At 73.1% G+C, this 22418-nt stretch carries 17 protein-coding genes; 8 read left to right on the top strand and 9 right to left on the bottom strand.

Annotated features, from left to right (window positions below; all coding sequences use genetic code 11):
* Window positions 1-59: 59 nt before the first annotated feature.
* Entirely contained in the window at window positions 60-1529 is a 1470-nt protein-coding gene (locus ACQEVI_RS09060; RefSeq protein WP_432897166.1) for an ATP-binding protein, read from the bottom strand.
* Complete coding sequence (locus ACQEVI_RS09055; RefSeq protein WP_116676991.1) at window positions 1522-2247, bottom strand: response regulator transcription factor; 726 nt, start codon at window positions 2245-2247, stop codon at window positions 1522-1524. The genes ACQEVI_RS09060 and ACQEVI_RS09055 overlap by 8 nt, the downstream gene beginning before the upstream one ends.
* A 117-nt stretch (window positions 2248-2364) precedes the next feature.
* Here ACQEVI_RS09055 and ACQEVI_RS09050 point away from each other — a divergent pair, with 117 nt between their 5' ends.
* Window positions 2365-2958 carry an NYN domain-containing protein gene (locus ACQEVI_RS09050; protein WP_357452441.1) on the top strand — a complete coding sequence of 198 codons (594 nt, stop codon included), beginning with the start codon at window positions 2365-2367 and terminating at the stop codon, window positions 2956-2958.
* A 75-nt stretch (window positions 2959-3033) separates the two neighbouring features.
* Here ACQEVI_RS09050 and ACQEVI_RS09045 read toward each other — a convergent pair whose 3' ends face one another.
* The 5 genes from ACQEVI_RS09045 to ACQEVI_RS09025 form a co-directional block, all read right to left on the bottom strand.
* A complete protein-coding gene (locus ACQEVI_RS09045; RefSeq protein ID WP_432897161.1) occupies window positions 3034-3846 on the bottom strand; it encodes a carbonic anhydrase in 813 nt (270 codons plus the stop codon).
* A 113-nt stretch (window positions 3847-3959) separates the two neighbouring features.
* A complete protein-coding gene (locus ACQEVI_RS09040) occupies window positions 3960-6188 on the bottom strand; it encodes a TPM domain-containing protein (RefSeq protein WP_432897158.1) in 2229 nt (742 codons plus the stop codon).
* 155 nt (window positions 6189-6343) lie between these two features.
* Window positions 6344-8041, bottom strand: a complete 1698-nt coding sequence (locus ACQEVI_RS09035) for a DNA repair helicase XPB (protein ID WP_432897155.1) — start codon at window positions 8039-8041, stop codon at window positions 6344-6346.
* A gap of 40 nt (window positions 8042-8081) precedes the next feature.
* Window positions 8082-10778 carry a helicase-associated domain-containing protein gene (locus ACQEVI_RS09030; protein ID WP_432897152.1) on the bottom strand — a complete coding sequence of 899 codons (2697 nt, stop codon included), beginning with the start codon at window positions 10776-10778 and terminating at the stop codon, window positions 8082-8084.
* A gap of 61 nt (window positions 10779-10839) precedes the next feature.
* Window positions 10840-11760, bottom strand: a complete 921-nt coding sequence (locus ACQEVI_RS09025; RefSeq protein WP_432897149.1) for an NAD-dependent epimerase/dehydratase family protein — start codon at window positions 11758-11760, stop codon at window positions 10840-10842.
* Between the two features lie 127 nt (window positions 11761-11887).
* Here ACQEVI_RS09025 and ACQEVI_RS09020 point away from each other — a divergent pair, with 127 nt between their 5' ends.
* The 4 genes from ACQEVI_RS09020 (at window position 11888) to ACQEVI_RS09005 (ending at window position 17424) form a co-directional block, all read left to right on the top strand.
* Window positions 11888-12628, top strand: coding sequence for a TetR/AcrR family transcriptional regulator (locus ACQEVI_RS09020; RefSeq protein WP_432897146.1), 741 nt, complete (start codon window positions 11888-11890; stop codon window positions 12626-12628).
* A gap of 196 nt (window positions 12629-12824) precedes the next feature.
* Window positions 12825-13199, top strand: coding sequence for a cold-shock protein (locus ACQEVI_RS09015; RefSeq protein WP_432897143.1), 375 nt, complete (start codon window positions 12825-12827; stop codon window positions 13197-13199).
* Window positions 13200-13294: 95 nt separating this feature from the next.
* The gene (locus ACQEVI_RS09010; RefSeq protein WP_432897140.1) at window positions 13295-14065 is read left to right on the top strand and encodes a DUF3027 domain-containing protein; all 771 of its coding nucleotides are present in this window, start codon (window positions 13295-13297) and stop codon (window positions 14063-14065) included.
* The gene (locus ACQEVI_RS09005; RefSeq protein ID WP_432897137.1) at window positions 14062-17424 is read left to right on the top strand and encodes a sacsin N-terminal ATP-binding-like domain-containing protein; all 3363 of its coding nucleotides are present in this window, start codon (window positions 14062-14064) and stop codon (window positions 17422-17424) included. The genes ACQEVI_RS09010 and ACQEVI_RS09005 overlap by 4 nt, the downstream gene beginning before the upstream one ends.
* Here the strand turns inward: ACQEVI_RS09005 and ACQEVI_RS09000 are convergent, their stop codons facing one another.
* Together ACQEVI_RS09000 and ACQEVI_RS08995 are read right to left on the bottom strand one after the other, a co-directional pair.
* Window positions 17425-17661 carry a DUF2530 domain-containing protein gene (locus ACQEVI_RS09000; protein ID WP_432897134.1) on the bottom strand — a complete coding sequence of 79 codons (237 nt, stop codon included), beginning with the start codon at window positions 17659-17661 and terminating at the stop codon, window positions 17425-17427.
* A 73-nt stretch (window positions 17662-17734) separates the two neighbouring features.
* Window positions 17735-18286, bottom strand: coding sequence for a low molecular weight phosphatase family protein (locus ACQEVI_RS08995; protein ID WP_432897131.1), 552 nt, complete (start codon window positions 18284-18286; stop codon window positions 17735-17737).
* A gap of 412 nt (window positions 18287-18698) precedes the next feature.
* Here ACQEVI_RS08995 and ACQEVI_RS08990 point away from each other — a divergent pair, with 412 nt between their 5' ends.
* The 3 genes from ACQEVI_RS08990 (at window position 18699) to ACQEVI_RS08980 (ending at window position 22349) form a co-directional block, all read left to right on the top strand.
* Window positions 18699-20411, top strand: coding sequence for a DUF4012 domain-containing protein (locus ACQEVI_RS08990; protein ID WP_432897128.1), 1713 nt, complete (start codon window positions 18699-18701; stop codon window positions 20409-20411).
* 79 nt (window positions 20412-20490) lie between these two features.
* Window positions 20491-20745 carry a hypothetical protein gene (locus tag ACQEVI_RS08985; RefSeq protein WP_432897126.1) on the top strand — a complete coding sequence of 85 codons (255 nt, stop codon included), beginning with the start codon at window positions 20491-20493 and terminating at the stop codon, window positions 20743-20745.
* 68 nt (window positions 20746-20813) lie between these two features.
* Complete coding sequence (locus ACQEVI_RS08980; protein WP_432897123.1) at window positions 20814-22349, top strand: sugar transferase; 1536 nt, start codon at window positions 20814-20816, stop codon at window positions 22347-22349.
* Window positions 22350-22418 lie beyond the last annotated feature (69 nt).

Here is a 22418-nt window from a genome sequence, read left to right as displayed (position 1 = left end):
CAGCGGCGACTACTACCGTCTTGGATGCTGGTCACGACTCCGACACGTTGTGTCGTGACTCAGAGCGGCAGGGTGACCTGGACGGTGAGGCCTCCGCCGTCGGTCGGGATGACCACTACATGCCCACCGTGCGTGCCCACGATCGCCGCGACGATCGCCATGCCGAGCCCCGAGCCGCCGGACTCGCGGGTGCGGGACGAGTCCGCTCGGTAGAACCGCTCGAAGATCCTGCGGCCCTGCTCCTCGCTGACGCCGGGGCCGTGGTCGCGCACCTCGAGCACCGCCACGCCGTCGTCCTTTCGTACGCCGAGCGCGATCTCCGCGGGCGTGCCCGCCGGGGTGTGCCGCGCGACGTTGCCGATGAGGTTGGTGACCACCTGTCGCAGGCGGTCGCCGTCGCCCTCCACGACCAGTGTGTCGGGTACCTGACCTGCCGGGTCGTCCGGGGCGGCGGCCGCGTCGAGCGGTACCAGGGCCACCTCTCGCGTCGGGTCGAGGGCGTGCAGGTCCTGGACGGAGTCGCGGGCGAGAGCGACCAGGTCGACGTCGGCCCGGGCGATCGGGCGACCCTCGTCGAGCCGGGCGAGCACCAGCAGGTCGTTCACCAGCGTGCCCATGCGGCGGGCGGCGTCCTCGATGCGGAGCATCGTGTCGTCGACCTTCTCCGTGCTGTCCAGGGCGCCCATCCGGTACAGCTCGCCGTAGCCGCGGATCGTCGCGACCGGAGTGCGCAGCTCGTGGGACGCGTCCGAGACGAACTGGCGCATCCGTACCTCGGAGGCCTCCTGGGCGGCGAAGGCTCGCTCGATCTGTGTCAGCATCGCGTTGAGCGACGCCGCGAGGGAGCCCATCTCCGTGCCGGCGGGGGCCTCGGGGACGCGTTGGGAGAGGTCGCCCGCCGCGATCTGGGCTGCGGTGTGCTCCACCGACCGGAGCGACCGGAGCGAGCGCTCGACCAGCACCCATGCCGTGAGCCCGCCGAGCAGCACGATGCCCAGGCCGGACAGGATCAGGGTGCGGGTCAGGATCGAGATCGTCTTGTCCATGCCGACCAGCGGTAGCGCCACGTAGACGACCGCTCGCTCGCCGGACGGGTACGTCGCGCCCAGGGTGATGACGCGCCAGCTCTCGCTTCCCGCGGCGTTGCTCGTCGCGGGAACGGTGAACTGCTCGCCCTTGCTCTCCACTGCCTCGTCGTACGTCACCTCGGGCAGGTCTGGCCTGCCGAACCGCTCCTCCACCGAGGCGCCGCGTGCAGTGGGCGCGCTGTCCTCGCCGTCGATCACGACGTAGTAGTCGCTGGGTAGCCACTGTGTGGCGTCGTTCTGTAGGTAGGTCAGCGTCGAGCGCAGGGCGGGCGAAGCCGTGTCCAGCTCCTCATCGACCTGCCCGACCAGGAAGCTCGACGCCACCGCCGTCGTCGCGATCCCAGCTATGCCCAGCCCCGCCGCGAGCAGCAGGGAGATGATCGCGACCAGCCGGGCGCGCAGCGGGATGCCGGACAGGCGCTCCTTGGCCCGCTCAAGCACGGGCGGGCTGCGGAGCGCGGAGCAGGTACCCCACTCCGCGCTTCGTGTGGATCAGGGGCGGCAGCGTCTCGCCGTCGATCTCCAGGGTGTCGATCTTGCGCCGCAGGTAGGAGATGTAGGACTCGACGATGTTCGCGTCGCCGCCCCAGTCGTACTGCCACACGTGGTCCAGGATCTGCGCCTTGGACAGGACACGGCCGGAGTTGAGCATGAGGTAGCGCAGCAGCTTGAACTCGGTGGGGGACAGGTCCACCTCTACGCCGGCGCGGCGCACCTCGTGCGAGTCCTCGTCCATCTCGAGGTCGCCGACGTGCAGCACCGCCTCCTCCTCCGGGGCGGGCACGCCGGTGCGGCGCAGCACCGCGCGGATCCGGGCTACCACCTCCTCGAGGCTGAAGGGCTTGGTCACGTAGTCGTCGCCGCCGACGGTCAGGCCCTGCACCTTGTCCTGCGTGTCGTCCTTCGCGGTCAGGAAGACGACGGGGGTGTGCCTGCCGGTCGCCCGCATCCGGCGGGTCACGGTGAAGCCGTCCATGTCGGGGAGCATCACGTCGAGCACCACGAGGTCGGGCTCGACGTCGCGGACGAGCTGAAGTGCGCCGTTGCCGTCCGCTGCCGCATGCACCTCGAAGCCCGCGAAGCGCAGGGAGGTGGACAGGAGCTCGCGAATGTTCGGTTCGTCGTCGACCACGACGAGACGCGCCTCAGGAGTAGCCATGCTTCCAGTGTGCGGCTGGTTCCTGGACGATGCCTGAGATTCGCCCGGGAAATCGCCCGGGCCCCGGAGGGGCGACATGTAGGGTCCGCCACCCGGCACGCCGCTAGGCTGGGGGGCATGTCAGCACCGTTCCCGCAGGTTCCAGGGCAGACGCCCCGGCGCACGTATCTCATCGTCGACGGTGAGAACATCGACGCCACGCTCGGCATGAACGTGCTGAACCGCCGTCCCGCACCCGAGGAGCGTCCCCGCTGGGACCGCATCTCCGCCTTCGCGGAGAAGGTGTGGTCGCAGGAGGTCGTGCCGCTCTTCTTCCTGAACGCGACGTCCGGCCAGATGCCCATGCCGTTCGTGCAGGCGCTGCTCGCGATGGGCTACAAGCCCATCCCGCTTGCGGCGCAGGGTTCGGAGAAGGTGGTCGACGTCGGTATCCAGCGCACGCTCGACGCGCTGATGGACCGTCCCGGCGATGTGCTCCTCGCGAGCCACGACGGCGACTTCCTGCCGCAGATCGAGGCGCTGCTCGACGACGACGACCGCCGGGTGGGCCTGCTCGGCTTCCGGGAGTTCGTGAACGCCCGCTTCACGGAGCTGGAGCAGCGCGGCCTGGTCATGTACGACCTCGAGGCCGACGCCGACGCCTTCACGACGATGCTGCCGCGCGTCCGGATCATCCCGATCGAGGAGTTCGACCCGCTCCGCTACCTGTAGCAGGTTGCTCGTTGAGTGCTGGGTATTTGCGCTCTCCAGACGGTTGGAGGCGCAAATACCCAGCACTCAGCGGTGTCAGTCCTGGCTTAGCGTGATCGTGCCCTCGTATGCCTCGCGGTCGCCCTGCGGCTGGATCGGGCGGGCGTTGTTGTCGTAGGCCTGCTTGAGGGTCGCTATCTGCTCCGCCGACAGCTCGATGGGTTCGTGGTAGACGACCCAGTCGACGCCCTCGGTGCACGGCGGCGTCGTCAGGCTGCCCGCGTACTCCTCGAACGTCGGGTCGGACGGCAGCATCGCGGCGACGTCGATCGGCAGCTCGTCGGAGCCCGGCTCGGCCGCGCCGTCGATGAACGGCTGCCAGGCGTCGTTCTCCGCGTCGCCCTCCTGGGCGAGGACACCGAGGACGAGCACCTGCCCGTCCTCGGTCGTGTGGACGAAGTGGAACTCGGCGTCCAGCGCCTTGCCCTCGACCGTGTGCTCCGACGGCATGTGGAAGTGCACCTGTGCCAGGTCGAACTCGTTGTCCTTCCACTCGACCTCGGACGCGTCGCCGTCGGGCACGAGCTGGATCGTGTGGCCGGTGTCGACCGACTCCCCGACGGTGGGCGACGACGAGATCTTCGGGTGCGCCGTCAGCTTCGCCTCGGCGTGGTCCGGCAGGTCGATGGGCGACTGCGCGTCGCCGGCCTCGCACTCCGCGAAGTCCTTGGCCAGGTGGCCCCACTCGTCCGGGCCCTCCTCGCCGTCGTACGACCAGTGCACCTCACCGGCGGCGTGCTCGGCCGGCGGCGGGGCGGACGACGCGGCCTCACCGGGCGAGCCGCCCGCCGCGCAGGACGCGAGCAGCGGGGCGAGGAGCAGGAGTGCGGGCAGGGCGAGCTTCTTCATGGAGTACCTCTCGTGGGGATCGTCCGATCACCCGGGGGCCAGGAGACCGGCAGGTGAAAAAGTACTCCTGAACCCCGGCCTGGACGCCCACCCGAAATGTGACGTGTGCCGCTTCACCTCACCGGCGTCGGCCACCAGGCGCGGACCGTGCCGAGCCTCCGGAGGGTTCCGGGGCGTCCGCCGCCGAAACCGCCGCCGCCGAAACCGCCACCGATCCGTGCCGTGGCGGCGTGCCTGCGGGAGCGCACCACCTTCGGGTCGAGCAGGATGCCGCCGAGCATCATGCCGCCGGTGATGGGGCCGTTCTCGTCCGAACCGTCCGCTTCGGGCTCTGCCTTGGCGGCGGCCGAGATCATCACGGCGTCCGCGTCCGCGCGGGCGAGCCGCGCGGCCTCCTGCACGAGCTTGCTCGCGCGCTGGGCCTCCCCGAGCGCCGTGGCGGGGTCGGTCGGATGGAGCGAGCGGGCGGCGTCGGCCAGCCTTGCCGCCTCTGCGAGCCGCGTCCGCGCGGGCGAGCCGACGGCGCCCCGGCGCGTGGCGACGAAGTCGGAGGTCTGCCGGAGCTGCTCGTCGACCCGGCCGAGGGTGTCCCGCAGCAGTGCGGACGCCCGGGCCGCGACCTCCGTGAAGTCCCGGGTCCCGGCGAGCGCGGCGTCGAGCGCGGCCTCCGCGGCCGCGATGCGCTGCAGCCCGGCGAGCGGGTCACCGCCCTCTCGCGTGACCTCGACGTGCTTGAGCGAGGCCTGCGCGGCGGTGCGCGCGAGGGTCACCCGGAAGTCACCCTCGACGGACCGGGCCGCGACCACGCCCTGGGTCAGCGACGCTATCGACCTGTCGAGCCGCCCTGTCGCCCGGTCGAGATGCGCGGCGGTGGCGTCGACGGCGTCGAGCAGCATGACCGCCTGACCCAGCGCGTTCTGCGCGCCCCTCGCGTGCGCGACGGCTACCGCCTTCTGCCCGGCCTCCAGGGCGGAGCGCCCGGCGGAGACCGCCGCCTTGGCATTGACCAGCAGCAGCTCGGCCTGTTCCGGGTTGCCCGAGACCATCGCCAGCGTGTCCGCCGGATACCGCCCGGCGAGCTGCTCGAGGGTCGTGCGCGTCTCTGCCACGCGGTCGGTGACCTCCGGCTCCCTGGCGACGACGTCGGCCAGCAGCTCGGGCGTGCGGTGCTGCAGGCGGCGCAGGTCGTCGAACGCACGGGTGCGGGCGTCGAGCGTGTCGGCGGCGCTCTCGCACAGCGCGATGACCTGGGTCAGCCGCGCGCGCCGCTCGGCGTCCCCGAGCACCGGGCGGTGCTCGGCCTGCGGGGCGCCGTCGGCCTGCGCGTCCTCGGCCTGCGCGTCCTCCGCCTGCGCGGCGACGTCCAGCTCGTGCCGGATCGTGAAGGCCTGCCGGACGTCGGCGGCGGCGCGCGCCAGGATCAGCTCGAAGTCCCTCGTCGCGTCGGCACCCAGCTCCGCGCGAGCGAAGCCGAGCTCCTGCTCGCAGGTCTTGAGCGCGTCGTCGATGCGGACCAGGGAGCCTGACGCACGTTCGTCGAGCTCGGGGACGGGCAGGTCGGCGAGCTCGTCCGGCGCCGGGCCGCCGGCCGCCACGGAGCGGTCCGTGAGCCGGGCCAGGCGCGGCAGGGCCCGGGGGAGGGCGAAGCGCCACAGGACGTAACCGAGGACGGCGAGCACGAGTGCCGCGCCCACCGCGACACCGGCGACGAGGAGCGGGCTGGTCGCGTCAGCGCCGGCCCGCCGGACGACGTCGGCGGCGTCCGTCGCGGCGGGCGCCCAGCGCTCGTCCTCGACCGCTGATGCCACCGCGTTGTCGATGGACCGGAGCTGCGTCGGGGTGAGGGGTACGTTCGTGTCGGCGGACAGCCCGAACTCGTGGTCGACGGTGGCGACGGCCAGCAGCAGGTCGTCCGGGCCCAGGCCCGACTGGTTGGCGCTCGCGTTGGCCCAGTCCACGGGCTCCGTGCCGTCGAAGCTCTCGATGTACACGACGAACATGCGCAGGTCCGACTCGTCGGCGAGCCGGTCGAGGGCGGCGTCGACGTCCTGGCGCTCGGCGTCGCTGAGCACGCCGGCGTCGTCCGTCACCTGGTTGGTGAGGGTGATCGGCGGCGACGCCGGGAGTACGTCCGACATCAGCTCCGCCTGGGTCGCCGCGGAGAGCCGTGGCGACACGGAGGGTGCCGGCTCGGACGGCATGGTGACCGTGGCGTTGGCTGCCTGGGCGGTGGCCGCCAGCGCGACACCGACAAGACCGGCGAAGGCCACGACCGCCCAGCCCCCGGACACCCGGGAGCTGGGTTCGTGCTGCTGCTCGTGCCTGGCTGGGGACTCGATCACGTCCTGATAGTCACCCCGGGTTCAAGACCACGCAATCGGAGAGCGTGACGTTGCAGATCTGCAACGAATCCCCAGGTAAAGGCCCAGCGTGAAGCGCTTTTTCACAGCCCGGTCGGGGCCCTGCTCAGCAGCGGTTCGGGCCCACGCCCCGACGGTCAGGAGGCTGCAGAGTCCGCCGGTGACCCGTCCAGGTCCTCGGCGTCGACTATGCGGTAGGCGTAACCCTGCTCGGCCAGGAACCGCTGCCGGTGCGCCGCGAAGTCCTGGTCGACGGTGTCCCGCGCGACCACCGCGTAGAAGTGCGCCGTGCGGCCGTCCGCCTTGGGCCGCATGATGCGCCCGAGACGCTGCGCCTCCTCCTGCCGCGAGCCGAAGGAACCCGACACCTGGATCGCCACCGAGGCCTCCGGCAGGTCCACCGAGTAGTTGGCGACCTTGCTCACCACGAGGCGTGAGATCTCACCCTCGCGGAACGCCCCGAAGAGCCGCTGCCGCTCCTTGTTGGTGGTCGCCCCGGTGATGATCGGCGCGTCGAGGTGCTCGGCCAGCTCCTCGAGCTGGTCGATGTACTGCCCGATGACGAGCACCTGGTCGTCGGGGTGGCGCGCCACGATCTGCTCCACCACCTTCTTCTTGCCCGACGCCGACGCGGCGAGCCGGTACTTGTCCTCCATCTCGGCGGTCGCGTACGTCATGCGCTCGCTCTCCGGGAGCGTGAGCCGCACCTCCACGCAGTCGGCGGGCGCGATGTAGCCCTGCGCCTCGATGTCCTTCCACGGCGCGTCGAACCGCTTGGGCCCGATCAGGCTGAACACCTCGTCCTCGCGGCCGTCCTCGCGCACCAGGGTTGCGGTGAGGCCGAGCCGACGCCGGGCCTGGAGGTCCGCCGTCATGCGGAAGACCGGGGCGGGCAGCAAGTGGACCTCGTCGTACAGGACCAGGCCCCAGTCGCGGGCGTCGAGCAGCTCGAGGTGCGTGTAGACGCCCTTCCGCTTGGTGGTCAGCACCTGGTAGGTCGCGATGGTGACCGGCTTGATCTCCTTGCGGGCGCCCGAGTACTCGCCGATCTCGTCCTCGGTGAGGCTCGTGCGCCGCACCAGCTCGTCGCGCCACTGGCGCGCGCTCACGGTGTTGGTCACCAGGATGAGCGTCGTCGTGCCCGACTTCGCCATCGCGCCGGCGCCGACGATCGTCTTGCCCGCACCGCAGGGCAGCACCACCACGCCCGAGCCGCCGTGCCAGAAGCCGTCCACGGCCTGCGCCTGGTACGGGCGCATCTCCCAGGGGGCGGCCTTCTCGTGCTCGGTCCGCGGCTTGGTGACCGGGCTGAGCTGGATCGGGTGCTTCTCGCCGTCGACGTAGCCCGCGAGGTCCTCGGCCGGCCAGCCCAGCTTGAGCAGCACCTGCTTGAGGTGGCCGCGCTCGGAGGGGTGCACGAGGACCGTCGAGTCGTCCAGCCGCTCGCCGACCAGGCCAGCGGTGCGCCGTGACTTCAGCACCTCCGCGAGGACCGCGCGGTCGGTGGTGCGCAGCACCAGGCCGTGCGCCGGGTCCTGTGCCAGCACGAGGCGCCCGTAGCGGGCCATCGTCTCGGCGACGTCGACCAGCAGCGCGTGCGGCACCGGGTAGCGGCTGAACTCGAGGAGCGTGCTCACGACCTGCTCCGCGTCGTGGCCGGCCGCGCGCGCGTTCCACAGGCCCAGCGCCGTCAGACGGTAGGTGTGCACGTGCTCGGGCGCGCGCTCCAGCTCGGCGAACGGCGCGATCGAGCGCCGCGCCCTCTCGGCGTCCGGGTGGTCGACCTCCAGCAGGAGCGTCTTGTCGCTCTGCACGATCAACGGGCCGTCGGGCATGGGGGTCTCCCTCAGTTCTGCTCTGGTCCTGCTACTGCGCCTACGGCGTGGATGACGTCGGCAGGACCGACGCGATGCGGTGGACGGCGATCGTCAGCTCGGCCTCTCGATCCGGGTCGAGAGCACGGAGCCGCCCGCCGTCGAGGTTCAGGGGCTTCAGCTCGCGGCGCTCCAGCCGGCCGGTGTGGCCGGCGACCTCGACGATCACCGTGGTGCCGTCGCGGAGCGCGTCGCGCAGCAGTGCCAACCCGTCAGCGGGGTGCTGTGTTCCCGGGTCGTCCTCCAGCGCACCCGCGCCGATGGCCGCGGTGGGCGTCACGGGGCGGTCGAGGGAGGGTGCGTCGGCAGCCGCGAGCGGCTCCAGGGCACCCGGCCGCGGCCGGTCCGCCGCCGTCGTCGCCGGCTCCGGCGGAGATGGCACGGGGCTGACGACGCGGTAGCCGCGCAGCGGGATCCCGCCGCCGGACGTCGAGACCGACCGCGCGACCTCCGCGGCGTCGGCCCGGGCCCGGGCGCCCGCGCGGGCCGCGTCCTCCACGGCGCGCAGGTCGGCGACCAGCGCCTCCGGGTCTGGGCTGCGGTCGACGACCTCGGAGGCGGCGCCTGCGCCCATCCGGATGGCGGCGGCCGAGCGGGGAGCGGGCATCGCCCGGCCCGTCACGCCCCGGCGGGCGACGAGCACGCGCCCGTCCGGTCCTTCGAGCGCCGAGACCAGACCGCGCTTGCGCAGCGCCTCGTGCAGGGCCGCCGCGGGGACGGACGCCGCGAGCACGGTCGGCGCGAGCCGCACCAGGCCGAGGCCCACGAGCGTCGGGTCGTGCTCGAGGCCGGCGAGCACCGTCGCGTCCGCGGCCCGCAGGTAGGACGACGCGGTACCCACCCGCACCGCCCCGTGCCGTCGCGCGGTGTCCCGGACCAGGTACTCCAGGGGCTGCGGGACCGGCACGGGGGAGCGGTGGGCGAGCTCGTCGAGCATGCCGTCAGCGGTCTCGCCCTGGTCGAGCGCCCGCGTGACGGACGCCGGGCTGAACCGCACGGTGGTCGCGGCGCCCCGCGACTCGATGTCCGTCGAGCGCTCCAGCAGCCGCGCGAGCCCGCGCGACGGGCGGCCGGGGACTATCCCCGTCAGGTCGCCCTGGAGCAGGATCTCGTCCACCTCAACGGGCAGGACGGCGCGCAGCGCCTCCGCAGCGAGATCACCCGGCGACCTGTCAGACGTATGGGTCACCCGAGTGACCTGTGTTTCTGACACGTTGGGGAGCAGTGCCCGGCCCGGCGTCGAGAGCGCGCCGGCCCCCGTCACGCCCAGCCACTCGGCCTCGATCAGCAGACCCTCGACGGCGGTCGCGGGCGGCACGGAGCGCGGCGTGTGCCAGGTCAGCACCTCGACCACGTCCGCGGGCGCGGGCGCGAGGACGGTGCCACCGGCCGGCTCGGCCGCGAGCACGCCCAGCACTCCGTTGCGCAGCCGGGGCACCCACGGCCGCTGCAGGTCGGGCGACAGCGGCGCCCGGAGCGCACCCTTGTCGTCGCGGGAGCCCACGAGCCACGGCGCCCGCCGGGAGGCCAGCCAGGCCTCGACGAGCCGCGCCCAGCGGGCGGCGTCGTCCAGGTCGTCCCAGTCGGTGACGGTCGGCACGTACGACGGCGGCGCCTCGCCGTCGTCCCGGACGAGGCCGGCCAGCGCGGCGACCTCGACCACGAACGCCGTCGCCCGCTCGTCCGTCTCCAGCTGGGCGGCGACCCTGCGCAGGTCGCGCACGCCCAGGCCGCCTGCGCGGAGGACCGACGGCGGGCTCTCGTCCCACGACTGCCTGAGCAGCCGCACGCGCCGGACGAGCTCGAGCGCCGCGCTCGCCGCCTCGGCGTCGGCGGTGGCGGTCGGTACCGCCCGGCCCTGCGGCTCGGGCGGCAGGGTGCGCGGCTCACGATGGGTGTGCCCGTCGCGGAGCGCCAGCCCGACCAGGCGCGGCAGCACGACGTGCCTGGCGTCCGACCGCACCAGCAGATGCTCGGTGACCAGCCAGTTCACGGCGTCCCGCGGTCGGGTGCCGGCGGGTGGCACGACGCCGACCGGGGGACCCCAGGCGAGCGCGTCGAGGATCGCGCGGGCGCCGGGCGGTGCTTCGGTGAGGAGCGCGCCCAGCGCCGCAGCGGTCTCGGTCCGGCCGGTGGCCGACCCGAGCGCGTGGCCCACCGCCTCGGTCAGCCCGGCGGGGACGGGGTCGAGGTGCGGCCCCAGCCCCGCGGGGTTCGGGCCGAGCAGCTCGTCGAGGCCCGGCACCGTGCGCAGGTCGAGCGTGGTGCCGTACTCGCCGCCCGCGTCCCAGAGCAGTGCGTGCTCGACGGCGCGGCGGACGGCGTCGTCGACACGGGGTCCGTCCTCCGCGGACCCGCCGAGCGCCCAGGTGACGACCTCGGCGCTGAGCGGCCCGGCCAGGGGCGACCCGCCGGAGCTCTCCTCCGGGAGCCCGGACGGCGGACGGAAGACGGGCTCGAGCGCGAGCACCGCCTCCAGCACCTGCAGGGTCAGGGCGTCGGAGCGGGCGAGAGCGCGTTCGAGAGAGCTACGGCTGGAGGCACGGGCCGCGAGCGAACGCAGCGTGGAGGGAGAGGGCACGGCTAGATCAGGACGGGCGCGCAGGAGCGCGGCGAGCGCGGTGTCCGAGCGCTGCCGGAGGTCGTCGGCGAAGTGCCGCGTGGCCGCCGCCGGCGCTGCGGGGAGCGAGGAGGCCATCCTGACGATGCTACGCGGGTTTCCGGGGCCGAAGTTCGGCCGGTCCACGCCCGGGGCCGCTTCAGACCTGCGCCGTGCGGCGGCAGACCTCCTCCCACGGCGTCGGAGTGAGGTCGAAGCGCGCGCGGGCGGCGGTGTCGTCCAGGACGTACGGGCGCTCCCACTGGTAGATGATCTCGCGCATCTCCCGCATGAACGGGGAGACCAGGGCGGCGGCGCCGAGAGCGGCACCGCGCAGGGAGGAGATCTTCACCGGCGGCTTGCCGACGCTCGCCAGGACGTCGGTGAGGGCCTGTGCCTGGGTCCGCGGCGCGTTGCTCGGGACGTGCCAGACCCTGCCGTGGGCGCCCGGGTCCTCGGCGGCGGCGACCAGGGTGCGGGCCGCGTCCGCGACGTCGGTGAAGGTGTGGGGCAGGTCGGTGCGGCCCATCATCACGGCGCGCTTGCCCTGCAGCGCGGTGGGGACCAGGCGCGAGATGTGGCCGTTGCCGCTGACGCCGCGCCCCATGTAGTCGGAGCCGCGGATCTCGACGGCGCGCAGCCGCCCGGCGTCGTGCGCGGCCTTGGCGTCCGCCCACATCTGCGCGCGGAGGCGGCCCTTGTGGTCGGTCGCGGCGTCGGGCAGGTCCTCGGAGAGCGGGACGTCGACGGGGCCGTACGGGTAGAGCGTGCCCGTGATCGCGTAGACGGCGCCGGAACGTTCGGCGGCCGACAGGAGCGAGGTGGCGAGCGGGGGCCAGACGCGCTCCCACTGGGTGTAGTCGGCGGGGTTGGCGCAGTTGTAGAGGTAGTCGGTGCCGTCGGCGGCGCGGGAGAGAGCGTCGGCGTCCGAGGCGTCGAGGGCGAGGTGCTCGACGCCGTCGATCCCGGTGCTGCGGCCCGAACGGCTCGCGACGGCGACGCGGGAGCCGCGCTCGGCCAGCAGGGCCGCGACGTGGGTGCCGATGGGGCCTGCTCCGACGATGAGGTGGCGGTCAACCATGATCATTGCTCCATTCTGAGAGCGGTGCTCTCGTTCCGTGCCGTAAGCGTGGCACGAGCGGGTGCGCCTTGGCAAGAGCAGTGCTCGCGTTTGTGTGCGGTGATCCATCAGTGGCACCCTGGAGCGCATGAGCCCGGCCCGAACCGCACGTGCCCTCGCCCGCGAGACCATCACCCGCGAGATCCTCGACTCGGCCCGCACACGGCTGACCACCGACGGTGCCGCCGGGTTGTCGTTGCGCGCCGTCGCCCGCGACGTCGAGATGGTCTCCTCGGCCGTCTACCGGTACTTCCCGAGCCGCGACGCGCTGCTCACCGCACTTCTCATCGAGGCGTACGACGAGCTCGGCACCGCCGCCGAGGCCGCGGACGCCTCCGTCGCCGACCGGTCGGACGTCACCGCGCGCTGGCTCGCCACCTTCCGCGCCGTCCGGACCTGGTGCGTCACGCACCCGGGAGAGTTCGGGCTGCTCTACGGCACACCGGTGCCCGGCTACGCCGCACCGCGGGACACCGTCGACCCGGCGACACGGGTGGTCCGCGTGCTCATCCGCATAGTGGGGGACGCCTACACGGCCGGGGCGCGCCCGCCGGTGGTGCCCGCCACCGGCCCGGGCGCCGCGGCGGAGCCGGGGACCGTCGCGCCGGCGCTCGCCTTCGTCGTGCGGCACGGTCTCGTCGAGAGTGCCGGCCCGGCGGACGGTGAGCTGCCGGAGACCGTCCGCCGCGCCGTCATGGCATGGACCGAGCTGTTCGGGGTGATCTCGTTCGAGCTGTTCGGGCACCAGGTGGGCTCGATCGCGGACCCCGAGGCCTGGCTGGACGAGGTGGCGCTACGCCTCGCCGCCGACCTGGGCATCCAGGCCTGAAACCCGGCAAACGGCCTTCCTGGACCGGGCCCCGGGCGGGTCGCGCGGGCGAAGAGTGCGCAATGCATGCGACGCGGCACGGTTCCGCCCGGTAACCTGGTACTTCCGGTCCAGGTGGCGCGCTCAGCTCGCAGCAGCCAGGGCCGGTCCGAGCAGTTTCATCGAGCAGTACCGACAAGCACAGAAGAAGGTCGCAGTGCCCACCGGCAAGGTCAAGTGGTTCGACACCGACAAAGGCTTCGGTTTCATCGCCAACGAGGACGGAGGCGAGGTATTTCTGCACGCCTCCGCGCTGCCCGACGGCGTCGTCCCCAAGCCGGGCGCACGGGTGGACTTCGGGGTGGCCGACGGCCGCCGCGGTCCCCAGGCGCTCGCAGTCAAGGTGCTGGACTCCGCGCCGTCGGTCGCAAAGGCGAAGCGGAAGCCCGCCGACGACATGGCTGTGCTCGTCGGCGATCTCACGCAGATGCTGGACCGCGTGGCGAATGATCTGCGCAAGGGGCGTTATCCGAAGAACCCGGAGCTGCTCGCCAAGATGCTGCGCAAGGTCGCAGACGACTTCGACGCCTGAACCCACACGAGGTCCCGAGGAACATGGTCACGACCATCGCGCCCGCCATACGAACATTCACCAGGCGGATCGCCGCACGCTCTAGCCGAGACGCCGTGCTGAACGGTGCCGCGGAGCTCGCACGCGCCGCCGCACAGGAGGTCGCCGAGCGACCGGAGGACGTCGGGGAGCACCTCGGCACCTTCTTCGAGGACGAGCGGGTGGTCTCCCACCGCTTCAACGCGACCATGCGGGGGTACCGCGGCTGGCACTGGACGGTCACCGTGACGCGCGTGCCGCGCGGCCGGGCCGCCACGATCAGCGAGGTCGAGCTGCTGCCCGGCGACGAGGCCATCCTCGCCCCGGCCTGGCTACCGTGGTCCGAGCGGCTGCGCCCGGGCGACGTCGGCCCGGGTGACGTGCTGCCGTTCCGCGCCGACGACCCGCGGCTCGAGCCCGGGTACACCCCGACGGGTGATCCCGAGGTGGACGAGGTGGCGATCGACGAGCTGGCGCTCGCCCGCACCCGCGTGCTGTCCCCGCAGGGCCGGGCCGAGGCCGCCGAGCGCTGGTACCGCGGCACGCGCGGCCCCACCACCGCGGGCGCCGTCGCGGCCGCCGCCGAGTGCATGACCTGCGCGTTCCTCATCCCCCTGTCCGGTTCGATGGGGCAGCTCTTCGGGGTGTGCGCCAACGAGTGGTCGCCCGACGACGGCAAGGTCGTCTCCCTCGACCACGGCTGCGGCGCGCACTCGGAGACCGACGTCGAGGAGCACCCGACCGACTGGCCCGCGCCCGCGCCGTTGATCGACGAGCACGAGGTCGAGGCCGTCTCGCGGGTCGAGCCTGTCGAGACCACCCCCGCCGAGGACCAACCCTCCGCGTGACCCGCGACCCCTTCGGCACCGGTGCGCTGCGGCGCGCGGTGACCGAGGCGTGGCGTGCGTCGCCCACGCGCTTCCGCGAGGACGCGAACTCGGAGGAGGACCACGCCCGCGGCTACTACCGCGACCGGGTGGTGGTCGAGCTCGCGCAGAACGCCGCCGACGCCGCCGCGCGCGCCGGGGTCCCCGGCCGGCTGACGTTCCGGCTGGAGGCGGACGTGTCCGGCGCAGGTGGGCCGGGTGACGGCGGCGCTGGCTGGCGGCTCGTCGCGGCCAACACCGGCACCCCGCTCGACGCCGCCGGCGTCGCGTCGCTCGCGTCCCTCCGCGCCTCCGCCAAGGTCCCGGCCGACGCCGGTGAGGGCTCCGGCCAGGCGATGCGCGCGGTGGGGCGGTTCGGCGTCGGGTTCGCCGCGGTCCGGTCCGTGTCGGACGAAGTGGTCGTCCGGTCGCGCACCGGAGGCGTGCGCTTCTCGCTCGCGGGTACGCGCGCGGAGCTGGGGCTCGAGGTCGGCCCATCGCTGGACACCCATGACGAGGTCGGCAGTTCGCATCGAGATCGGTCCAGCGCTGGACCGATCTCGATACAGACTGCCGACCTCGCGCCGGACGTCGAGCAAGGTGCCGATCTCGCTCCCAAGGTTGCCCGCATGGCCGCGATCCGGGACGAGGCTCGGTCCCGCGGCGCCGCGCTGCCCGCGCTGCGGCTCCCGTTCCCCGCACCCGGGACGACGCCGGACGAGCCGGACACCGTGGTCGAGCTCGTGCTGCGCGACGCCGACGCCGTGGCCGCCGTCCGCGCTCAGCTCGCGGCGCTCGACGACGCGCTCCTGCTCGCCCTTCCCGCGCTCGACGAAGTGGTCATCGAGGACGACTTCGCAGGTCAGCCGGGTTCTGAACCGCACAGTGCGACACCGTTGCCAAGCCGGCGCGTGCTGCGCGACGTCGGTTCGCGGTGGCGCGTGCACCGCGCGTCCGGTGCACTCGGACCCGACGACAGCCTGCCGTCCGAGGCACGTCGCCCTGACTGGTCGGTGCTCTGGGCGCTGCCCGCCGGTGGCGGGCGCGCGGCAGAGAGCGCGGCGCTGCACGCGCCGACCCCCACCGACGTCCGGCTCACGTTCCCGGCCCTGCTCATCGCGTCGTTCCCTGTCGACCCGGGACGGCGAGGTGTGCTCCCGGGCCCGACGTCGGACCGGGTGGCCGCCGAGGCCGGCCGCGCCTACGCCGCGTTCCTGGGCGAGCTCGGCGCCGAGCGCGAGGTCCTCGGCCTCGTGCCGACCGGGCTGCCCGCGGGCGACGTCGACGCCGCGATCCGCGCCTCGGCCGACGTGGCCCTGCGCGACACCCCGCTCCTCCGGCTGAGCGCGCCCGCTCAGGGACGCACCGAGGCGGCGGGCGCCGACGGCACGCCCGATACCCCGCTGCGCGTCGCGCCGAGGGGTGCGGCCTTCCTCGCCGGACCGCTCGGTGAGGACCCCGCGCTTGCCTCCGCGCTCGCCGCCGGTACCTCCGCGGCCCTGGTCACGGTGCCGGTGCGCTACCAGACGCTCGCTCGCTCGCTGGGTGCCGAGTCCGTCGGCCTCGCGGACCTGGTCGAGACCCTGCCGCCCGAACCCGGTGTGATCCGCGCGGCCCTTGACGCCATCGCCCCGCACGCCGGCGAGCCCCCGGTGCTCGAAGCGGTCGCCGGGGCGCCGCTCCCGCTCGCCGACGGCCGCGTGACCCGCGGCGCCCGTGGCACCGTGCTGCTCGACGCGCCGCACCTCGCCGGGATCGCCCGTGCCCTCGGCGTCCGTGTGGTGCATCCGGACGTGGCGCATCCGCTGCTCGAACGGGCCGGCGCCGCCTCCACCACCCCGCAGGGGCTCCTCGCGGACCCGGCGGTCCGGTCGACGGCGCTCGCGGCCGCGGAGGACGTGCTGGACGACGGCGACGCCGAGCACCTCGGGGCGGTTCTGGCGGCGGCTTCCCCGGCGGGTGCGTCCGACACAGGTTCGGATCCGGGCGGGTGGGACCCCAGCGCGCTCGACGACCCGACGTCCGCCGAGGTGGTCGTGGCGGTGCTCGAGCTGGTCCGGCTGGCGGCCGAGACAGGCTCGGCCGACCTCCCGTTCTGGCTGGGCGAGCTCCCGGTCGTGGCGGACGGCGACGTGGTGCCGCTGCGGGAGACGGCTCTGCCCGGTACGTGGGCGGCCGAGCACATGGACCTCGCGCTGGTGCGGGACGACGTCGTCGAACGCTGGGGGAGGGCCGCCCTCGCCGCCGCCGGCGCGCGCGCCGAGCTGGTCGTGTACCGGGTCGCCGACGTCGTGACCGCCGACGGTGACGACACCGACTACGGGCCGGACGACCCCGCCGGATGGCTCTCCGACTGGGACGAGTACCTCCAGCACCTCGCGGACGAGCTCGGTCCGGGCGCGTGGATCGGGGACGTCGAGGCGGTCTCGGACCTCGACGCGCTGCGTGACCCGACGGACGCCGGACCTGGTCCGCTCGCCGCGGCGCTCGGCCGGGTGTCGGGCGATCCCGGCCTGCGCCGCGCGCTCCTGACCCCCGTGCGTTCCCCGGACGCCCCCGGTCGGCAGGCTGTGTCGTACACGGCGTGGTTCCTGCGCCGCCGGGTCGGTGCGCCGTTCGCGCTCGGCGACACGCCCCTGCTGCCGCTCGCCCCGCCCGCGACCACCGGGCTCGACGACGACGTCCTGGCCGCGCTCGGTGGGCTGCACAACCTGGCTGACCTGCCCGGACATGACTGGCCGGCCGTCCTGGAGCGGTTACCCGATTCGCAGGCGGGCGGACGCCGGACGGTGTCCGCCGACGTCGCGCGCGCCGTCTGGGCCGGCCTGGCCGCGCTCGCCCGCGCGGACGATCCGCGGCCGGTCGCACCGCCCCGGCTCCCTGCGCTCGGCCCGGCGGGCGTCACCGTGGAGAGCGCTGACGACCTCGCGGTCGCCGCCTCGGCGCGCTGGGCCCAGCTCGGCCCCGTCGTCCCCGCCCCGGTCGACGTCGCCGAGGCGCTCGCCGAGCTGCTGGACCTCCCGTTCGAGGGCGATACCGACGTCGTCCCCGACGAGCCGGGCGAGGCGGTCGAGCTCGATCCGCGGGTCCGAGCGCTCGCGCCCGATGCGCCGTCGACCTGGCGGCGCCACGACGTGCTGACCGTCGAGGGAAAGCACGTCGCGTGGTGGGTGACGGAGAGCGCAGGTCGCTCGGACGAGGGCGTTGCGCACGCCATCTCTCCCGAAGGGCTCGCCCGAGCACTGGCCGAGCTCACGAGCGTGGACCCGCTCCTCCTGGAGGCCGCGCTGCGCGACCCTGCGCGTGCGGAGGAGCTGAGCGCGGAGCGCGTCTGGGAGTGATCAGCGGTGGCGGCGGGCCCAGAGCAGGCCCAGCCCGCCGAGCGCTGTGCCCGTGCCGCAGATCCACACGGGTTCAAGGCCGCCCCGCCCGGTGAGGTGGAGGACCAGCGTCACGACCAGCCCGACCGCGAACAGCACGATGCCCGCGCCGAAGATCCGGAAGAGATCGGCACGCGGAGCCGGCGGGCTGGGCCGGCGGTCCTCGGGGTGAGCCAGCAGGGAGCGGATCGTTGGCACCCCGCCAGTCTACGGACAACGGCTCGTCAAGCCTGTCGACTCCGCCCGTGTGACCGCGGGTGAACTGTGCCGCTCAGGCGCGGAGCGCCGCCATCATCGGGGTCAGCGCGTCGAGGATCTGGTCGTAGCTGCGCCGATAGGTGTCGGCGGAGCGTCGGTACGGATCGATCACCTCGTCGTCGTGGTGCCGGCCGACGTGATGGGGGCGTTCGAGGAGCGCGGCGGGTACGAGAGTGGCGAGCCGGGCGGCGTCGTCCTGCCCGAAGACGCTGCCCGGAGGCAGTGTGCTGGACAGCCGCCCCAGCTCGGCGACGGTGACGGTGCGGTGCACGGCGGACGGTATCCACTCGACCACTCGGGTGCGGTGTTCCGGGGTCAGGGCGAGGACCAGGTCCGCCTGCTCGACGAGATCGCGGGTCAGCTGCCGTGCTGCGAACCCCGCGGGCGGGAAACCGCCGGCGGTCAGGAGCTCAGCCATGGGCTCGGCGATCGGCTGGCCGACCAGTGCGTGGGTCCCGGCGCTGCCGACGGTGACGGACGAGTCGAGGACGCTGCGCAGCAGGGTCTCGACGGCGGGAGAGCGGCAGATGTTGCCCGTGCAGACGGCGAGCACGGTAAGCGACATACGGGATACCCCTCTCGAAAAGTCTGTTAAGTCCGGCGCCATTCTAAGCATGCATTACTTTGTCTTGACCGGTTTTTCGGTGCTTTACAAGTTAAATCACCCCTTAATGCACCCCCGGAAAGGGTGAGGGTGAATTCTGTCGTGCCCTCTTGACGGGTCGCAGGTAACGTGACGCGGACCGTGCGGACATAGCCGTCAGGGGGGTCTGGTGACACATCCTGGATGGGGCGACAAGTGGGCGGACGCACCGGTGTTCTCGCCCCTGAGCAGCCCTGCTCGACGTACGCGGGCGGGAAGTGCGCGGGCAGGAAGTGCACGTCCCGCGCCTCCCGCACCGGCGCCGTGGAAGAAGCCGCCGCTGCCCAGGCGGGCGTACTGGACACGGCACAGGCGCCGAAGTCTGAAGATCGTCGTGCTGAGCGTCACGGGGCTGCTGGTCGTCCTCACGGTCCTCATGGTCTGGGTGGCGCTCGACGCCGTGCGGGCCCGCGACTCGCTGGCCCAGGCCGCCCGCGGCGTCTCCACGCTGCAGGCCGATGCCGTCGCCGGCCGGATCAAGGACCTGGACACCACCGTGGCCGACCTGCAGAACCATGCCTCCGCCGCCCAGGCGGCGACGGTGGGCCCGCACTGGACGCTGGCGAGCCGGCTGCCCGGCGCCGGGCCGACGGTGGAAGCGGTGGCGACCATGGCCGCGGTGGTGGACCGCCTCGCGCAGGGTCCGCTCCCGCAGCTCGCGTCGGTCGTCGAGGTCGCCGACCCGGAGACCTTCGCGCCGCACGGTGGCAGCGTGGACCTCACACCCCTGGAGGGGGTGGCGCCGGACGTGCGGCGCGCCGACCAGCTGGTCGGGTACGCGCAGCAGCGCGTCGAGGGCATCGACCGGTCGCCGATGCTGCCGCAGGTGTCCGCCGCCGTCTCCGGCCTGGAGGGGCAGCTCGCCGACCTGCGCAGGTCGACGGCGACGGCGGCCCGCGCTGCGCAGCTCATCCCGCCGATGCTGGGCGCCGACGAGCCGAGGGACTACCTCGTCCTGGTGCAGAACAACGCGGAACCGCGGGCGCTGGGCGGGGTGGTCGGGACCGTGCTGGTGCTGCACGCCGACCGCGGCAGGATCCAGCTCACCGACCAGATGCACGCCAGCCAGGTGGGGTCCTACAGGCCGCCGCCCGGCACGCTGACGGAGGGCGAGGAGGCGATGTTCGGCGACGCGGTCGGTGGCTGGATGCAGAACGTGACGTCGACGCCGGACTTCCCGCGGGCCGCCGAGATGGCCCGCGCGATGTGGGAGCGCGAGACGGGGCAGCTCGTGGACGGTGTGCTGTCCGTCGACCCCACCGCGCTGGCCGGGCTCCTGGAGGTCGACGGGTCCGCCCCGGCCGGTGCGGGCACGGGGCTGCTGGGCGAGGAGCTGGTGAGCTACCTCGTCAACGGCATCTACCTCACGGAGACCCCGGGCGACGCCGACCTGATCTTCGCCGACTTCGCGGAGTCGGCGTTCGCGTCGTTGTCCGAGGGCTCCGGTGCGCCCGGCGGGATGGTCGACGCCCTGGCGGCGGCAGCGCGGGAGGGCCGGCTGCTCCTGTGGTCGGCGCACCAGGGGGAGGCGCACCTGCTCGAGGGCACGGTCCTCGACGGCGGGCTGCGCGGGGTGAACGGCTCCCGACCCGTGGTCGGTGTCTTCACCCAGGGCCTGCAGACGGCCAAGGTCGGCTACTACCTCGACACCGCGGTCGACGTCGTCGAGCGGGACGCGAGGCCCGGCGGGGCGCGGGAGCTCGAGGTGACCGTCGCCTACACGTCGCGCGTCGGCGAGCCCGGCGCGGGCTCACCGCCGGACCACCTGGCCGGTCAGGACGCGAGCGAGCCGGGCCTGATCCGGCTCCGGTCGATCGTCTATGCGCCCGCCGGGGGCGCCGTTCTCGACGCGGCCGAGAACTCGGAGAAGACCGGGATCTCGCCGCAGCACGAGGGGCTGTCCAGGGCATTCGACGACATAGAAATTCACCCTGGCGAGACAGTTTCTGTGACCTATGCAATTATCACTGGGAAGCACCAGGACGGCGATGTCATTCTTCGTACGACACCGGGTACACGACCTGCTGAAGTGTCCGTCGGAAAGTGACGCCGACCGGCTGATAAAAAGTCACTATCCAGGGGACAGGGCAATGCTTCGACGCTTCATCAGTGCTTTGGTGGTCGCCATGGTGGTCGTGCTAGCGCCCGCTGGAGCCGCGTACGCGGGCCAGGCCGGCGCCGACCACGACAAGCACCCGTGTGTCACCACCGAGTGTGCGGACGGGCCGGGCACCGGCGGGGCCACGGGCGGTGCGGAGGGCCGGATGAGCATCGTCGCCACCGGACCGACGAGCTTCCCGTACCTCGCGATCGCCGGCGGGCTGGTGGTCGCCGGCGTGGCCGCGATCGTCGTCAGTCGGGTCCGGACCCGACTGAGCTGATTCAGCAGAGCTGGTCCTCCAGACTCACCGCACCAGCCTCGATGTACCTGTCCAGGGGGGAGTGTGCCTTGACCGTCGAGAACCGTCCGAACGCCGCCGACGTCGATCGTGAAGCCGCCGCGCTCAAGGAGCTGGACGACGAGGCGGCACGGCTCGCCGCGTCGATGACCGCACCGGCGCCACGCAAGGGCCCGGCCGCTCCGTGGCAGGAGATCGTCACCGATCGCGCGCTGTTCGTGGACATCGTGGCCGTGGTGGCGGCCGTGACCCTCGGCTACGTGCTCCGCTTCGACCGGCAGGTCCAGGTCGATCTCTTCGAGCCGCGCGGCGGCCAGTACGTCCTGATCTCGGTGGCGCTCGCCGAGGCCTGGGTCATCGCGATAGGCCTCGCCGGCGCGCGCAGCCCTCGCATCCTGGGCTCGGGCCGCGAGGAGTACGTACGGGTCGCGCGAGGCTCCCTCGCGCTCTTCGGCCTCGCGGCGATCGTCTGCTACCTCGTCAAGTTCGACCTCGCCCGCTCGTACGTGGCGGTGACCCTGCCCGTCGGCCTGGTGTTCCTCGTCGTCGGGCGCCGGGTGCTCGCGGCGCGGCTGCACGCCGAGCGCGCGCACGGACGGTTCCAGCGCCGCACGCTGATCGTGGGCGGGCGGGACGCGGTGCTCGACCTCTGCCGCCGCGTGGACCGCGCGCCCGAGGCGGGCTTCCTGGTGGTGGGCATCTGCATACCGGGCGGGGCCGGTGTCCCGTCGCCCGTCGACGGTGTCCCGGTGCTCGGCCGCGTCGAGGACGCCGCCGAGGCCGCCCGCACGATCGAGGTGGACGTCGTCGCCGTGACGGCGTCCGACAGTGCGACCCCCGCGGCGCTCAAGCAGCTCGCGTGGGACCTCGAGGTCACGGGCGCGGAACTCGTGGTCGTCCCCGCGCTGGCCGACGTCGCGGGCCCGCGGATGCTGATCACACCGGTGGACGGCGTACCGGTGGTGCAGGTCTCACCGCCCGGCTACACAGGCCTCCAGCATGCGATGAAGCGCGTGTTCGACCTGGTCGTCGCGACGCTGATCGCGGCGGTGGTCGCCGTCCCGATGCTCCTCCTCGCGCTCTGCGTGCGGTGCACCAGCCCCGGGCCGGCCATGTTCCAGCAGCAGCGGATCGGCCTGAACGGCAAGCCGTTCACGCTCTACAAGCTCCGGTCGATGCGGCTGGACGCCGAGGAGAGCCTCACCGACGTCCTCGACGGCGAGGTGGGCATCTACTACAAGCGCAAGGACGACCCGCGCGTCACCTCGCTCGGCCGGTTCCTGCGCAAGTACTCCCTCGACGAGTTCCCGCAGCTGCTGAACGTCATCAAGGGCGACATGAGCCTGGTCGGTCCCCGGCCTCAGGTCGCGCTGGAGGTGGCCCAGTACGACGACGCGCTGCGGCGTCGTCTGTTCGTCAAGCCGGGGCTGACCGGCCTGTGGCAGGTGAGCGGCCGCAACGACCTGACCATCGACCAGGGCACCCGGCTGGACCTCTACTACGTGGAGAACTGGAGCCTGCTGGGCGACATCGGAATCATGCTGCGGACCGCTCGCGAAGTGTTCGCGCCGAGCGGCGCCTACTGACGTCCGGATGCGCGGTATTAACCACGGCAATAGTATTCAAAACTATTGCCGGTCGGTCGGTTCGGCGAA

The organism is Promicromonospora sp. CA-289599 (genome assembly GCF_050936155.1).
Lineage (GTDB): Bacteria > Actinomycetota > Actinomycetes > Actinomycetales > Cellulomonadaceae > Promicromonospora.
The sequence above is the reverse complement of the archived record's forward strand: the minus strand, read 5'-3'. Positions and strand labels throughout refer to the sequence as shown.

What these genes read in the sequence shown, in the direction of transcription:
- ACQEVI_RS09055 (WP_116676991.1), bottom strand. Translation starts at nt 2,247, where the DNA reads ATGGCTACTCCTGAGGCGCGTCTCGTCGTGGTCGACGACGAACCGAAC.
- ACQEVI_RS09050 (WP_357452441.1), top strand. Translation starts at nt 2,365, where the DNA reads ATGTCAGCACCGTTCCCGCAGGTTCCAGGGCAGACGCCCCGGCGCACG.
- ACQEVI_RS09045 (WP_432897161.1), bottom strand. Translation starts at nt 3,846, where the DNA reads ATGAAGAAGCTCGCCCTGCCCGCACTCCTGCTCCTCGCCCCGCTGCTC.
- ACQEVI_RS09035 (WP_432897155.1), bottom strand. Translation starts at nt 8,041, where the DNA reads ATGCCCGACGGCCCGTTGATCGTGCAGAGCGACAAGACGCTCCTGCTG.
- ACQEVI_RS09030 (WP_432897152.1), bottom strand. Translation starts at nt 10,778, where the DNA reads ATGGCCTCCTCGCTCCCCGCAGCGCCGGCGGCGGCCACGCGGCACTTC.
- ACQEVI_RS09025 (WP_432897149.1), bottom strand. Translation starts at nt 11,760, where the DNA reads ATGGTTGACCGCCACCTCATCGTCGGAGCAGGCCCCATCGGCACCCAC.
- ACQEVI_RS09020 (WP_432897146.1), top strand. Translation starts at nt 11,888, where the DNA reads ATGAGCCCGGCCCGAACCGCACGTGCCCTCGCCCGCGAGACCATCACC.
- ACQEVI_RS08995 (WP_432897131.1), bottom strand. Translation starts at nt 18,286, where the DNA reads ATGTCGCTTACCGTGCTCGCCGTCTGCACGGGCAACATCTGCCGCTCT.
- ACQEVI_RS08985 (WP_432897126.1), top strand. Translation starts at nt 20,491, where the DNA reads ATGGTGGTCGTGCTAGCGCCCGCTGGAGCCGCGTACGCGGGCCAGGCC.